The 14,170-nt window shown below is 68.0% G+C and carries 14 protein-coding genes and 1 pseudogene; 9 read left to right on the top strand and 6 right to left on the bottom strand.

Translation table 11 applies throughout. From position 1 onward, the window contains the following. Nucleotides 1-79 precede the first annotated feature (79 nt). A pseudogene (locus BST27_RS21855) lies at nt 80-418 on the top strand (phosphodiesterase); the annotation flags it as partial. Nucleotides 419-476: 58 nt separating this feature from the next. Here the strand turns inward: BST27_RS21855 and mbp1 are convergent. Then, nucleotides 477-710: a microaggregate-binding protein 1 gene (gene mbp1, locus BST27_RS21850; protein ID WP_069421793.1), complete on the bottom strand. Its 234-nt coding sequence runs from the start codon at nt 708-710 to the stop codon at nt 477-479. A 164-nt stretch (nt 711-874) separates the two neighbouring features. On the opposite strand from mbp1, the gene BST27_RS21845 reads away from it, so the two are divergent. Continuing rightward, entirely contained in the window at nt 875-1,084 is a 210-nt protein-coding gene (locus BST27_RS21845; RefSeq protein ID WP_069421792.1) for a hypothetical protein, read from the top strand. Here BST27_RS21845 and BST27_RS21840 read toward each other — a convergent pair. Then, nucleotides 1,081-1,485, bottom strand: coding sequence for a hypothetical protein (locus tag BST27_RS21840; protein WP_069421791.1), 405 nt, complete (start codon nt 1,483-1,485; stop codon nt 1,081-1,083). The two genes, BST27_RS21845 and BST27_RS21840, sit on opposite strands and share 4 nt — an antisense overlap. A gap of 133 nt (nt 1,486-1,618) precedes the next feature. Continuing rightward, the gene (locus BST27_RS21835) at nt 1,619-2,971 is read right to left on the bottom strand and encodes a TIGR01777 family oxidoreductase (protein ID WP_069421790.1); all 1,353 of its coding nucleotides are present in this window, start codon (nt 2,969-2,971) and stop codon (nt 1,619-1,621) included. A 63-nt stretch (nt 2,972-3,034) separates the two neighbouring features. Here BST27_RS21835 and BST27_RS21830 point away from each other — a divergent pair, with 63 nt between their 5' ends. After that, the gene (locus BST27_RS21830; protein WP_069421789.1) at nt 3,035-4,042 is read left to right on the top strand and encodes an SDR family NAD(P)-dependent oxidoreductase; all 1,008 of its coding nucleotides are present in this window, start codon (nt 3,035-3,037) and stop codon (nt 4,040-4,042) included. A 5-nt stretch (nt 4,043-4,047) separates the two neighbouring features. Here BST27_RS21830 and BST27_RS21825 read toward each other — a convergent pair whose 3' ends face one another. From BST27_RS21825 to BST27_RS21815, 3 genes are all read right to left on the bottom strand, one after another. Then, nucleotides 4,048-5,292 carry a glycosyltransferase family 4 protein gene (locus tag BST27_RS21825; protein WP_069421788.1) on the bottom strand — a complete coding sequence of 415 codons (1,245 nt, stop codon included), beginning with the start codon at nt 5,290-5,292 and terminating at the stop codon, nt 4,048-4,050. Nucleotides 5,293-5,389: 97 nt separating this feature from the next. Continuing rightward, the gene (locus tag BST27_RS21820) at nt 5,390-6,940 is read right to left on the bottom strand and encodes a 1,4-alpha-glucan branching protein domain-containing protein (RefSeq protein ID WP_069421787.1); all 1,551 of its coding nucleotides are present in this window, start codon (nt 6,938-6,940) and stop codon (nt 5,390-5,392) included. 32 nt (nt 6,941-6,972) lie between these two features. Further along, nucleotides 6,973-7,788 (bottom strand): class I SAM-dependent methyltransferase, encoded by an 816-nt coding sequence (locus tag BST27_RS21815; protein ID WP_069421786.1) that lies wholly within the window; start codon nt 7,786-7,788, stop codon nt 6,973-6,975. A 216-nt stretch (nt 7,789-8,004) separates the two neighbouring features. On the opposite strand from BST27_RS21815, the gene BST27_RS21810 reads away from it, so the two are divergent. The 6 genes from BST27_RS21810 (at nt 8,005) to mnmA (ending at nt 14,160) form a co-directional block, all read left to right on the top strand. Continuing rightward, nucleotides 8,005-8,796: an electron transfer flavoprotein subunit beta/FixA family protein gene (locus BST27_RS21810; RefSeq protein ID WP_069421785.1), complete on the top strand. Its 792-nt coding sequence runs from the start codon at nt 8,005-8,007 to the stop codon at nt 8,794-8,796. A 33-nt stretch (nt 8,797-8,829) separates the two neighbouring features. After that, nucleotides 8,830-9,786, top strand: coding sequence for an electron transfer flavoprotein subunit alpha/FixB family protein (locus BST27_RS21805; protein ID WP_069421784.1), 957 nt, complete (start codon nt 8,830-8,832; stop codon nt 9,784-9,786). A gap of 172 nt (nt 9,787-9,958) precedes the next feature. Next, entirely contained in the window at nt 9,959-10,825 is an 867-nt protein-coding gene (locus BST27_RS21800) for a GNAT family N-acetyltransferase (protein ID WP_069421783.1), read from the top strand. Then, the gene (locus BST27_RS21795; RefSeq protein ID WP_069421782.1) at nt 10,822-11,700 is read left to right on the top strand and encodes a lysophospholipid acyltransferase family protein; all 879 of its coding nucleotides are present in this window, start codon (nt 10,822-10,824) and stop codon (nt 11,698-11,700) included. The genes BST27_RS21800 and BST27_RS21795 overlap by 4 nt, the downstream gene beginning before the upstream one ends. A 202-nt stretch (nt 11,701-11,902) precedes the next feature. Further along, nucleotides 11,903-13,084, top strand: coding sequence for a cysteine desulfurase family protein (locus BST27_RS21790; protein WP_069421798.1), 1,182 nt, complete (start codon nt 11,903-11,905; stop codon nt 13,082-13,084). Continuing rightward, nucleotides 13,081-14,160, top strand: a complete 1,080-nt coding sequence (mnmA, locus tag BST27_RS21785) for a tRNA 2-thiouridine(34) synthase MnmA (RefSeq protein WP_069421781.1) — start codon at nt 13,081-13,083, stop codon at nt 14,158-14,160. The genes BST27_RS21790 and mnmA overlap by 4 nt, the downstream gene beginning before the upstream one ends. Nucleotides 14,161-14,170: the final 10 nt, after the last annotated feature.

Here is a 14,170-nt window from a genome sequence, read left to right as displayed (position 1 = left end):
CAACAACCTCACCCGACCCGCCCGGGTCACAGCACAACGTAACAACACGAAGTAACTGCACCTACGAACTTAAGGACACACCATGACGAACCTCATGCCCCTGCAGTATCAGGGCAGCAACTGGTGGGTGCGGGCGCGCATAGCCACCGACATCGCCGGCCCAGGCTTGTCGCTGGACAACTTGCGCTCTTGCCTGGAAGCCGGCGAAATAGAGGTGACGCTCGACCAAGCCTGTGGCACAGGAGGTTTCACTCCGCTAGCGCGGATCACGTTGACCGAGGCGATTCCTCCCGACTCCGACGTGTCCTTTGACCCCGTGCTGAACACGGCTCCCGGAGTGAACCTGTTCCCGGGCTGGCTCGCGCACCTGCGCGCCAGCGCATATGCGCGCAGTCGCGACGGCAGAGACGGCGGTTAGCCGGGACACGATGGGCCCAGCCGCGAATCGCGGCTGGGCCCATCGTCTGGGTGAGAAGTTACTGATTGGCCTTCTGGCGCTTGGAAGCCGCCTTCGCGCCGGCGCGGGCCGCTTCGGCCTCCGCTTCGCGCTTGGCGGCCTCACGCTGTGCATCGGCCTTGTCCTGCTGTGCTTTTGCTTCGTCAGCCAACCGCTCGTTGCCGGTCACCAACCCGATGATTTGCTTCACCAGACCTTTGGCGCCCTCGATAACGCTGCTGACTGCTTCTAGGGGTCCACTTTTTTGTGCCATGGCTTACTCGTTCCCATCCCTTCCTGGCTAGAAACGTTGGGTAGCCGGTCCGCCCAACCGCCGTTGCCCACTGAATCCACCTTGAGCTGCCCAAACGGGAACAATCGTGATCGTCGTCTCAACCCATCGTTTTGGACGGCCGGACCGGGGGTATTTGCGAGGCTGTGAGTGTCAAGTCGGTATCGCGTCGTGTATGGCGCGGCGAGCAGAAGGTGTTGCGGCTGCAGCGGCGGCTGTGGATTCTTCAGCTGGCCTTCTGGCCAGCCCTGATCACCGGGAGCGCTCTCATCGGCGTGGCGGCGTTCCGGCGCTGGCAACGACAGCCCGACTCGGCACCCGCCAGCGCTCCGGGCGAGCCGAATCCCTTGCCTTAGTTAGGTTTCTTGGCCTTCATGAGCGCCGCAACCAATCCGTCGGTATCCGCGACGGTCACGGTCAGCGCCGAGTGATTCTTGAACCCGATCACACGCGGAATCGGCGGGTCGAAGTGAACGCATACACCCGCTTCGGTATTCGTCCCGAAGGTCAGCCCGTCGTCGACGAAGGAAAGCCGCGGCCCAACGGCCGTCCACCACCGGTAGGGGCCGGTCACATGCGAATCCTGGACGCTCGACAGCGGCGCCTCGGCGCGAAATGGCCCGTAGCGCGCCACGAACCGTCCGTCGTCGGTCAGCGTGACACCTTGGGTTCCCCACCGAAAGGGCAGCCACAGCGGGGCTACCCGGGCTTCGTAGCGGTACGGAAAGTGCAGGCCATGCTCGGTTTCGGAAGTCATCTACACGGCTCCATTCGTTGACCGAGGCCTAGGGACGCCGGGCCCCAAAGGCATCCTCGACCAACGGGAGGGGTTCGGCAAGCACCCGTCTGATCGGCCCTGATCGGCCCTGATCGGCCCTGATCGGCGGAAGTCACCTGTTGCGTCCGAGCAAGTGGCGCAACGCCGGGTCGAGGTCGGGCCACCGGAATCGGTGCCCGGCTTGGGCGAGCCGGTGCGGCTCCACCCGTTGGCTGGCGCAGGCCAGTTCGCGGGCACCCTGTTCACCGAGCAGGACCCTGGGGCCCAGCGCCGGCACCGGCAGCACTGCCGGACGCCGCAAGACCCTGGCCAGGGTCCGCGTGTAGTCGGCATTGCGAACCGGTTGGGGGGCAACGGCATTCACCGGACCCGCCAGGGTGGTGTCCCACAGCGCGCGATGGTACACGTCGACCAGGTCGTCGATGCCGATCCAGGACAGCCACTGCTGGCCGCTGCCCAGGCGGCCGCCGAGCCCGGCGCTGAACAGGGGACGCATCAGCCGCAGGGTCCCGCCCGCGGGCGACTGCACGATGCCGGTACGCACCTGGACCACCCGCGCGATCTGCGTGGCCGGCGAAGTCGCCTCCTCCCATTCGACAACGACATCGGCCAGGAGTCCGTCGCCGCGATCGCTGTCCTCGGACAGCGTTTCGTCGCCGCGGTCGTACCCGTAGTACCCGATTGCCGACGCACACACGAACACTTTGGGCCCGTCGGAGGTGCGGGTTACGAGTTCGGCGAGTCGGCGTGTCGGTCCAATCCGGCTGTCGCGGATGGCGTTTCGGTGCTTCTCGGTGAACCGTCCGGCTATCGATGCCCCCGCCAGGTGAACGAGCGCGTCAACACCTGTGAGCAAGTCTGCGTCGGGATGAGCCGGATCCCAGCGGCGTTCGAGCGAGGACTGCGGCTGGCGCCGGACAAGACGGATGACGCGGTGACCGCCGGTGCTGAGGAATGCGGTCAACGCGGTGCCGACCAGTCCCGAAGCGCCCGTCACGGCGATCGTCAACGGCGTCAATCCATGTTCGGAGGCAAGTTGGTGCGCGGCCAGGTCGTCGGCCAGTTGGCGGTGGCGGTAGGCGAACATGGGGCGCAACGCGAACGCAGGTACCGGGGTGTCCAGCCGGTCGATGACCCGGGTCCGGTTCGGCCCGGCGTCTTCGAACAAGTGGGTGTGGCGCCAGCGCCGGATGATCCGGGGCGGCAGCGACGCCAGCCCATCGCTGCTGAGGTCGTCGACGAAACATGTTGGTGGGTCATACGACCCGGCCTGATGTTGGGCAATCCAGCGCAACCCCCCGGGCAGCGCCAGGATTGCCCGTCCGTCCTTGACCGACTCGGCCTCGCTGACCAGGCGCATCGGCTGCCACGGCGGCGAAAGCCGGGTAAAAGCGCCCGGGCGTGCGTGCCAGTCGAACACATCGTCGCGCGGCGCGTCGACCACGGTCGCATATTCCAACCCCATCAACCCGACGTTACCGACGGAGGGGTTGGCACGGAGTTCCGCGTCTGGGGCAATCTGGTCTGCATGGGTGTTCGTAACGGGGTGCTTTCCTTGCTCGACACCGCGGTGGACACCGCGCTCGACCGGACCGTCGTCCCTGGCTACACACGTATCGGTTACCGGCTGCGGCGAGCGGGCTGGCCGGCCGATCCGCCGGAGGGCGTGCTCCGCGGTCGTACCGCGCTGGTCACCGGCGCCAATCGCGGGCTTGGCAAGGCGATCGCCGGGGGTTTGGCTCGGCTGGGCGCGACCGTGCTGCTGACGGTGCGCGATCGGGAGAAGGGCGAACAGGCACGCGCGGACATCATCGCGGACCACCCGGACGCGCAGGTCCAGGTGGAAGTCTGCGACGTGTCCGACCTGGGCGGTGTGCAGATATTCGCCACGGAGCTGATGCGCCGAATCCCGCGGCTCGACGTGCTCATCCACAATGCCGGGGTGCTGCCGGACAGCCGCACCGAGACCGTTGACCGGCACGAAGTGACGCTCGCCACGCACGTGTTGGGCCCGATGTTGCTGACCGAATGCCTGGTCCCGATCCTGGCGGAATCGGGTGACGCCCGGGTGATCCTGGTGTCGTCCGGCGGGATGTATACCCAGTCGCTGCCCGTCGACGACCCGGAATACCGGTACGAGCGATACCGGGGCACTACCGCGTATGCGCGAACCAAACGCCTGCAGGTGGCGTTCACCCCGATCCTGGCGCAGCGCTGGGCGCCGCATCACATCCGGGTGTACGCCATGCATCCCGGGTGGGCCGATACGCCCGGCGTGGCTGCGGCGCTGCCGCGTTTCCGAAGTCTCACCGGACGGTTGTTGCGGACCCCTGAAGAGGGGGCCGATACCGCCGTCTGGCTCGCCGCGACCAACCCGGCGCCGCCCACCGGTCGTTTTTGGCACGACCGCCGGACGCGTCCCCAGCACTACCTACCGCTGACCGGATACAGCGAACGGGACCGCGACATCGTCTGGCGCTACTGCGCCGGAGTGGTCGGATTGGACGACCCGAGCGGGATGCTCTCCTGGCTCTAGAGGCGTTACCGGTCGGGTAGTGCGTGCTCGACGATGGGCAGTCGGGGCTGTGGTTGGCGCTCGCCGCGCTTGGCCGCGAGGTAGACCTGCGCGGTCTCCTTCGCCACGGTCTGCCACGCGAAATCCGCGGTGAGTCGTTCCCGGGCCGCGCGGGCCCGCCGTTGCGCGGCGGCCGGATCGTCGAGCACGGAGCGCACCGCCGCAGACAGGGCCGCAACATCGCGAGGGGGGCAAGACACTCCGGTCTCGCCGTTGATCACCGCTTCGCCCAGGCCGCCGATGTTTGATGTCACCAGAGGCGTCCCGGCCGCGGCGGCTTCCAGCGCCACCAGACCGAACGGCTCGTAGTGGCTGGGCAGTACGGCCGCATCGGCCCGGTGCAGTATGGCAAGCAATTCGTCATGGCCGAGGTGCCCGACGAACCGGGTTGCTTTGAGCACCTTGTGTTTACGGGCCTGTTCGACCAGCCACTGCTGCTGAGTGCCCTCCCCGGCGATGGTCAGCGTGGTGCCCGGGTGGTGGCGCCGGATTCGGGGCAGCGCGGCAATGGCGTCGTGTACGCCCTTTTCGTATTCCAGCCGTCCCAAGAAGAGCAGCTCGGGGGGTCCGGTGCGCTTGCGGCGCGGGGCGAACGGCCAGCGCGCTGCGTCGATACCGTTGCGGATCACCGTGATCTGCGCCAAACCCGGACCGAACAATTCGGAGATCTCGTCGCACATCGAGGCCGAACATGTGATCAGCGAATCGGATTCACGCGCCAGCCACGACTCGATGGCGTGCACCTGACGGCTGATGGCGCCACTGACCCAGCCGGAATGCCGACCGGCCTCCGTCGCGTGCATGGTGGTAACCATTGGGACGTCATAGAACTGGGCGAGCGCGATGGCCGGATGGGCGACCAGCCAGTCGTGCGCATGCACCACGTCCGGTCGCCATGGGCGGTCACTGCCGTGTCTCTTGAGGGACAGGCCGGCGCGGATCATGGCGTGGCCCATCGCCAGCGTCCAGGCCATCATGTCGTTGCCGAAGGTGTACTCGTGCGGATCCTGGGCGGCGGCGATCACCCGCACGCCCTCGCTGATCTCATCCGACGACGGGTGCGTGCTGGGGTCCGTGCCGGTAGGTCTGCGGGACAGCACGACGACGTCGTGGCCCGCCTCGGCCAGGGCGGTCGACAGATGATGGACGTGCCGGCCCAGGCCGCCGATGACAACCGGCGGGTACTCCCAGGAAATCATCAAAATCTTCACGCGCGTCCCCCCTCCTCGCGTCGTGAGCGTGCGCAAAATGCCATGCCCAGCGGCGTGTCGCTGGCACGACACGCACGCTCGCGGGTGGTGGTGAACCTCACCGGGGCAGCCTCCGGGCATCCAGGGCGCCGAACAGGCCGTCGGCGCGGTTCCAGCCCTCGGCCAGGCGCTGCGCGGTGTCGCGGCGGCCCGACGCCAGCGCCCCGGCGATTTCCCGGGTCGCGTGGGCATGCAGGTGAGCACGGTAGCGGGCGTAGTCGGCCGCGGAGTCCTTGCTCACCATGAACGGCCAGTCGCTGGAAACGGTGAGCAGCGTTTCGCGCAGAATCTGGTCGGCAACGTGGTCGCGGGGAATCGGTCCGTCCAGCGAAGCGGTCTGGGCCAGCGCCTTGTCGACGGTGGTCAGCGCGGTGTCCACAACTTCGCTGTTCAGCTGGACCAGATCGGCGACCTTCTCACCGTTCCACACCTGCCAGTCCTTGCCCGACCCCCACGAACTGGGCGGCAATTCGACGGAGCCGCCGACGAACCCCGCCTCCATCGCGTCGCGCAGCGTTCCCACCCGAACGCCCGCGGCGGGCAATGCCCGCAACACGCGAGCCAGCCACGTCGGGCCTTCGTACCACCAGTGGCCGAACAGTTCGGTGTCGAAGGCCGCAATGACGTGCGCGGGTCGTCCGATGCGTTCGGACTCCGTGAGCAACCGGTTGCGGACGACGTCGACGAAGTCGCGGACGTGAACGTTGATGGCGCGGTCGGCGCGCTCGGGGTCGTAGGGCGCCTTGTTCTCCGACGACACGTTGCGCCCGGTCACCCGGGCCGGCTTGAGGCCGGTCAGGTGGTCATAGGTGTGGAAATCCCGATAGGCGGCGTGGCCGGGGTAGCCGGATTTGGGCGACCACACCCGATAGCTGACCTGCAGGTCACGTCCGAACGCGACCACATCGGTGGCGCCGACCGGACGCCCCAGCGCCGTGTCGCCGTGCAGCGACGGGCCGTCGACCATGAAGTGACTGACGCCGGCGGCCGCGTAGTCGTGTTCCATGCCCGGCGCATAGGCGCATTCCGGTGCCCAGATGCCCGTCGGGGAGTGGTCCAGCCGCAGCCGCGCGTCGGCCAGCCCCTCGCGCAGGGCGAACTCGCGGAGCCGGGGGGCGAGCAGGGGCTGGAACGGGTGGGCCAACGGGCCGCCGAGCAGTTCGACCGTGCCGGCGTCGATCAGGCTGCGCAACAGCGGGCTGCCGCCGTGCCGCCACAGCGTGGCGAAGTCGTCGAGCGCCTGCTCGGCCTCGGCGGATTCGCGAGCACCGAAGGTGCGCAACGCTTCCGGCGTGCAGGACGGATAGTTTGCCGACTTGGACCGGGGAGCCGACCGGACGCTGGCGGCCTCGGCCGCGCGTAACCGCCAGTTCGCCAGCCAGTGGTGCATCCCGTCCAGGCAGTAAGGGTCGTCGAGTTGGGCGTTGACCACCGGCGTCATGCCGAGCGTGAGCAACGAGCGGCGGTCCTCGTCGGCCAGTGCGCGCAGCACCCGGAACAGCGGCAGGTAGGCCGCCGACCACGACTGGTAGAGCCATTCCTCGCCGACCGGCCACCGGCCGTGATGGGCCAGCCAGGGCAGGTGTGTGTGCAGCACCAGGGTGAACATGCCCGGTACCGGAGTTGCGGAGTGGCACTCGGTCAAAGCCGCACCGCGATCGCAATTAGATCGAGGCTGTCATCGATCGCGTGGTTCGGATCCCGGCCGGCCTCGATGATGTCGAAGTCGGCCGTGGTGACGGCCGCGACGTCGGCCGCGAGGTCCGGCGGCCACGGCGCGTCGGCAACGGCCCGCGCAATCTGGGCGTCGATGATTGACCCACCGTGGCGTGCGTCCATCTCACGCAGACCGGCGCCGTGGAACAGCCCGTACATTGCGACGTCGCCGAACCCGCCGTCGACCAACAACTCGGTGAGCTCGTCGGCGTTCAGTTCGCGGGTGTGGAAAGGGTTGATCGGAGTGTCTCGGCCGGGGGAGAAGGTGATCCGATTCGGTGTGGACATCATCAGCAACCCGGAAGGACGCAGCACCCGCGCACACTCCCGGACGAACTGGCCCTGGTCCCACAGGTGCTCGATGACCTGGAAGTTCACCACGACGTCGACCGAGGCGTCCGGCAGCGGGAGTTCGGCCAGGTTGGCCCGCATGACTTCGACCCGCGGATAGCGGGCGCGGACGTGAGCCACCGCGGCCTCGTCGTAATCCACCGCGACCACGCGGCGTGCGACGCGCGCGATCAGGTCGGCGCCGTAGCCCTCGCCGCAGCCGGCTTCCAGGACGTCGCGGTCCGCGCAGCGCGGCGCCAGCCGCTCGTAGACCACCTCGTGGCGGCGGAACCAATAGTTTTCGATGTCCAGATCGGGAATTGTTCGTTCGCCGGTCAGCGTCAACACCGCATCCGCCGGCGGGGGTGTGTGGCCGGCGGGCTGCGGTACGTCGGGGACGAATGCGGTCATTGCTAAGGCAGGCTAACGCCTGCGACCCGATTCGCGAACCGGACCGCTGGCTCGACGGGATCCAGGCGAAAGAACGTGCAGTACGACCCGCTATGGTGTGAGGGCGGACCGCAAGAAGTTACCCGCTAGTAACGTGCCTGTGCGGTCGCGAGACGCGTGACCGCAGTCCGGCGGTCGAACCCTGCCGGACACCTTCGAGGAGGACGAACCACAACCATGACGAACATCGTGGTCCTGATCAAGCAGGTCCCAGACACCTGGTCGGAGCGCAAGCTGAAAGACGGTGACTGGACGCTCGACCGCGAGGCTGCCGACGCGGTCCTGGACGAGATCAACGAGCGCGCCGTCGAGGAAGCGCTCCAGATCCGGGAGCGGGAAGGCGGCGAAGGGTCGGTAACCGTGCTGACCGCCGGCCCCGAGCGCGCCACCGAGGCGATCCGCAAGGCCCTGTCGATGGGTGCCGACAAAGCCGTGCACCTCAAGGACGATGGGCTGAAGGGCTCGGACGTCATCCAGACCGGGTGGGCGCTCGCGCGGGCCCTAGGCGCCATCGAGGGCACCGAGCTGGTGATCGCCGGCAACGAGTCCACCGACGGTGTGGCCGGCGCGGTGCCGGCCATCATCGCCGAGTACCTGGGCCTGCCGCAGCTGACTCACCTGCGCAAACTGTCCGTGGAGGACGGCAAGGTGATCGGCGAGCGCGAGACCGACGACGGTGTGTTCAAGCTCGAGGCCACCCTGCCCGCGGTCGTCAGCGTCAACGAGAAGATCAACGAGCCGCGCTTCCCGTCCTTCAAGGGCATCATGGCCGCCAAGAAGAAGGAAGTGACCGTACTGACCCTGGCCGACATCGGCGTCGAGAGCGACGAGGTCGGGCTGGAGAACGCCGGGTCGACCGTGTTGTCGGCAACCCCGAAGCCCCCGAAGACCGCAGGTGAGAAGGTCACCGACGAGGGCGAGGGTGGCAACCAGATCGTCCAGTACCTGGTCTCCCAGAAGATCATCTAACGAGCCGCTAAGACGAGAAGAGCGAAATAAACCATGGCTGAAGTACTTGTGCTCGTCGAGCACTCTGAAGGCGCCCTGAAGAAGGTCACCTCCGAACTCATCACCGCCGCTCGCGCCCTTGGCGAGCCGGCCGCCGTCGTCATCGGCGCGCCCGGCACGGCCGAGCCGCTCCTGGCGGGGCTGAAGGAGGCCGGTGCCGCCAAGATCTACGTCGCCGAGTCCGACGTCGCCGAAAACTACTTCCTGACCCCATACGTCGATGTGCTTGCCTCGCTGGCCGAGTCACAGGCCCCCGCCGGGGTGCTGCTGGCGGCCAACGCCGACGGCAAGGAGATCGCCGGTCGGCTGGCGGCCCGGATCGGGTCGGGCCTGCTGGTCGACGTGGTCGACGTCAAGGAGGGCGGCAAGGGCGTCCACTCCATCTTCGGTGGCGCGTTCACGGTCGAGGCGCAGGTCAACGGGGACACACCGGTGATCACCGTCCGTGCCGGAGCGATCGAGGCGCAGCCGTCCGAGGGCGCGGGCGAGGTGGTCAACGTGGACGTGCCCGAACCCGCCGAGAATGCCACCAAGATCACCGCGCGCGAGCCGGCGGTCGCCGGTGACCGTCCGGAGCTGACGGAGGCCACGGTCGTGGTGTCCGGTGGTCGCGGCGTGGGAAGCGCGGAGAACTTCAAGGTGGTCGAGGAGCTCGCCGACTCGCTCGGTGCCGCGGTCGGCGCGTCGCGTGCCGCCGTGGACTCCGGCTACTACCCCGGCCAGTTCCAGGTTGGTCAGACCGGCAAGACGGTGTCGCCGCAGCTTTACATCGCGCTCGGCATCTCCGGGGCCATCCAGCACCGCGCCGGCATGCAGACGTCGAAGACGATCGTGGCGGTCAACAAGGACGAAGAGGCGCCCATCTTCGAGATCGCCGACTACGGCGTGGTGGGCGACCTGTTCAAGGTCGCCCCGCAATTGACCGAAGGCATCAAGGCCCGCAAGGGCTAGATTTCTCTGCGCGCTCTAAAGGCGAGCAGTCGCAAAGCCCCCGATTCCTGCTGGAAATCGGGGGCTTTTGCGTCGGTTCGACCCACCGGGTTGCCCAACTCGTCACCTGCCGTGCATCGACGTGTCACAGCGGCGATGCCAGTTAGCTGATCGGCTCCGCCACGTTGGTGGCATGAGCATCGCTTCTGTCCTCATCCCTAGCGAGAAGCCGCACGGAACCGGGGCCACCACCGGTTTGGGGTCACCTCCCGGGCCGCACTATTCCCTGCTGGTATCCACCGACCCTGCCCTGATCGAAGCCGCCCAGCGGCTGCGCTACGACGTGTTCAGCAGCACACCCGGCTTCACACTGCCGGCGACGGGCGAGGCGTTCCGCGACATGGACCGCTTCGACGAATTCTGCGACCACCTGCTGGTCCGCGACGACGACACCGGCGAACTGGTGGGCTGCTACCGAATGCTGCCGCCCTCGGGTGCCATAGCCGCCGGAGGGCTCTATACCGCAACGGAATTCGACGTGCGTGAGTTCGATTCGCTCCGGCCGTCCTTGGTCGAGATGGGCCGTGCGGTGGTGCGGGAAGGCCATCGCAACGGTGCGGTGGTGCTGCTGATGTGGGCGGGCATCCTGGCCTACCTCGACCGCTACGGCTACGAGTACGTGACCGGCTGCGTGTCGGTACCCGTCGAGACCGAAGGCCACCCGCCGGGCAGCCAGATCCGGGGCGTGCGTGACTTCATCGCCAAGCGTCACGCGTCGCAGTACCGAGTGCGACCCTACCGGCCGGTGCGCATCGACGGCAGGTCGTTGGACGACTTATCCGCGCCGCCGCGGCCCAGCCTGCCGCCGCTGATGCGTGGCTATCTGCGGTTGGGCGCCCAGGCGTGCGGCGAGCCCGCCCACGACCCGGCCTTCGGTGTCGGCGACTTCTGCTTGCTGCTCGACAAGAAGCACGCCGACACCCGGTACCTGAAGCGGTTGCGTTCGGTGTCCGCCTCGCAACCACAACGGGCCGAAACGACCGACGGCGCGGGCCGGTGAGAGGCCGGACCACCACCGGGCACTCCTGGTTGCCGCGCGCATCGTGTGACGACCGCTGCGTCGGCGATGTGGCGGTGTCCCACCCGGTGCGGGTGGCAATGCGGGCAACGCTGCGCCTCACCGCGGCGCTGCTGCTGGCCCCGGGATTGCCGCTGCTGGGGATGCCGATTCCTGGTAGCACGCAGGTCCAGCGCGCCTACTGCCGCCTGGTGTTGCGCTGCTTCGGCGTGCGGATCACGGTGTCGGGCAGCCCAATCCGCAACGTGCGCGGTGTGCTGGTGGTCAGCAACCACACGTCTTGGCTGGACGTGTTCGCCATCGGCGCGGTGTTGCCGGGGTCGTTCGTGGCGCGCGCCGACATGTTCACCGGACCGGCGACGGGCATCGTGGCCCGGCTGCTGCAGATCATCCCGATCGAGCGGGCCAGTCTGCGGCGCCTACCAGGGGTGGTCGAGACCGTGGCCCACCGGTTGCGCGCCGGCCAAACCGTGGTGGCCTTCCCCGAGGGCACGACGTGGTGCGGTCGAGTCGCAGGGCGCTTCTACCCGGCGATGTTTCAAGCAGCGATCGATGCCGGCCGGCCGGTGCAGCCGCTGCGGTTGACCTACCACCATGCCGGCGGCAGTGTCTCGACCACGCCTGCCTACGTGGGCGACGACACGTTGCTGCGCTCGGTTCGGCGGATGCTGCGCGTGCGCCGCACGGTGCTGCGGGTGCGGGTCGAATCGTTGCAACTGCCCGGGGCCGACCGACGAGCGCTGGCCAGCCGCTGCCAGAGGGCGGTGCAGGCGGGCGACGGCCGTACCTATGGGTCCGTGCGGCTGCATCGTTCACCTTGCTGCTGTCCCGCCGCGACGAAATCCTCGAAGAAATAGTGGTCTAGCTGCCCATTTATCCACAATCACCGAACCCGTACTGCGACCCGGTCAGCATCGCGTGGCTGCTGATCACCGCAGCCCAGCAAGGGGAAGACCAATGCATTGGTCAGCGGCGGCCCGCTGCTGCCGTCTTGCGCAGGTCGTACGTAACCCCGTGAAATTCGGGACCGTCCAGCTCGACCAGTATCCTGGGCGGGTCATGGTCTACCTGGATCACGCAGCCACCACCCCGATGCACCCCGCCGCCATCGAGGCGATGACGGCTGTGCTGGGCACCGTCGGGAATGCCTCGTCGTTGCACACCACCGGTCGCGCGGCGCGGCGGCGTCTCGAGGAATCCCGGGAGCTGATCGCGGAAAAACTCGGCGCACGTCCCTCCGAGGTGATCTTCACCGCCGGCGGTACCGAGAGCGACAACCTGGCGCTCAAGGGCATCTACTGGGCCCGCCGGGATGCCGACCAGACCCGTCGGCGCATCGTCACCACCGAGGTGGAACACCACGCGGTGCTTGATTCGGTCAATTGGCTTGTCGAGCACGAAGGCGCCGAGGTGACTAAACTGCCTACCGCCGCGGACGGCTCGGTGTCGGCAGCCGCGCTGCGCGAGGTGCTGCAGGCCCACGACGACGTTGCCCTGGTGTCGGTGATGTGGGCCAACAACGAGGTCGGCACCATCATGCCGACGGCCGAACTTGCCGCCGTGGCCGCCGAATTCGGCGTACCCATGCACAGTGACGCCGTTCAGGCGGTGGGCCAGTTGCCGGTTGACTTCGACGCCAGCGGGCTGTCGGCGATGAGCGTCACGGCGCACAAGTTCGGCGGTCCGCCCGCGGTAGGCGCATTGCTGCTGCGTCGCGATGTCGCGTGTGTGCCGGTGCTGCACGGTGGCGGTCAGGAACGCGACATCCGTTCGGGCACACCCGATGTCGCCGGCGCCGTCGGGATGGCCACCGCCGCCCGCATCGCGGTGGACGGGGTGGAGGCCAACAGCGAACGGCTCCGCAGGTTGCGCGACCGACTGGTCGAGGGCGTGCTGGCCCAAATCGACGAGGTCCGCCTCAACGGCGCCAGTGACCCGCTGCGGCTGCCAGGCAACGCGCACTTCACTTTCCGTGGTTGCGAAGGCGATGCACTGCTGATGTTGTTGGACGCCAACGGAATCGAATGCTCGACCGGGTCGGCCTGCACGGCGGGGGTCGCGCAGCCGTCGCACGTGCTGATCGCGATGGGCGCCGATCCCGCCAGCGCTCGGGGATCGTTGCGGCTGTCGTTGGGCCACACCAGTGTTGATGCCGATGTCGACGCGGTGCTGGAGGTGCTGCCCGGTGCCGTCGCGCGAGCCCGGCGGGCCGCACTCGCCTCCGCGGGGGCATCCCGATGAAGGTTCTCGCCGCGATGAGTGGCGGCGTCGACTCGTCGGTGGCCACCGCCCGGATGGTCGATGCCGGTCACGACGTGGTTGGTGTGCACCTGGCTTTGTCGACAGCACCGGGGACGCTGCGTACCGGCTCGCGGGGTTGTTGCTCCAAAGAAGACGCTTCAGATGCCCGCCGGGTGGCCGATGTGCTCGGAATCCCGTTCTATGTTTGGGATTTCGCGGAACGCTTCGCAGCAGACGTGATCGAGGACTTCGTGTCGTCCTACGCTCGCGGTGAAACCCCCAACCCGTGCGTGCGATGCAATCAGCAGATCAAGTTCTCGGCGCTGTCGGCCCGCGCCCTGGCGCTGGGCTTCGACGCGGTCGCCACCGGCCACTACGCGCGGTTGGCGGACGGACGGCTGCGCCGCGCCGTCGACCGGGACAAGGACCAGTCCTACGTGCTGGCCGTGTTGACCGCCGAACAGCTGCGGCACGCAGCGTTTCCCATCGGGGACACGCCCAAGCCGGAGATCCGTGCCGAGGCCGCCAGGCGCGGCCTGGCGGTCGCGGACAAGCCGGACAGTCATGACATCTGCTTCATCCCGTCTGGGGACACCCGGGCCTTCCTCGGCGCCCGCATCGGGGTCCGGCGCGGTTCCGTCGTCAATTCGGACGGCACGGTGCTCGCCGAGCATGACGGGGTGCACGGCTTCACCATCGGACAACGCAAGGGGTTGGGTATCGCCGGTCCCGGGCCCGACGGGCGCCCCCGGTACGTCACGGCGATCGACGCCGACACCGCGACCGTTTATGTCGGTGACGTGGACGAGCTCGACGTGCATGCGATCACCGGACGGGCACCCGTCTTCACCGCCGGAACGGCGCCGACGGGCCCCATCGAGTGCGTGGTACAGGTGCGTGCCCATGGCGAAACCACCGCCGCGATAGCCGAATTGGTTGACGACGAACTTCACGTGCAGCTGCGTTCGCCGCTGCGCGGGGTGGCGCGTGGGCAGACGGTCGTGTTGTACCGCCCCGATCCCGACGGCGACGAGGTGCTGGCAAGCGCAACCATCGCCGACACGGCCCGACGCTAACGCCCGTTCG

The organism is Mycobacterium intermedium (assembly GCF_002086275.1).
In the GTDB taxonomy this organism is placed as follows: domain Bacteria; phylum Actinomycetota; class Actinomycetes; order Mycobacteriales; family Mycobacteriaceae; genus Mycobacterium; species Mycobacterium intermedium.
Note: the sequence above shows the minus strand (reverse complement) of the source record. Positions and strands in the feature narration are given on the sequence as shown.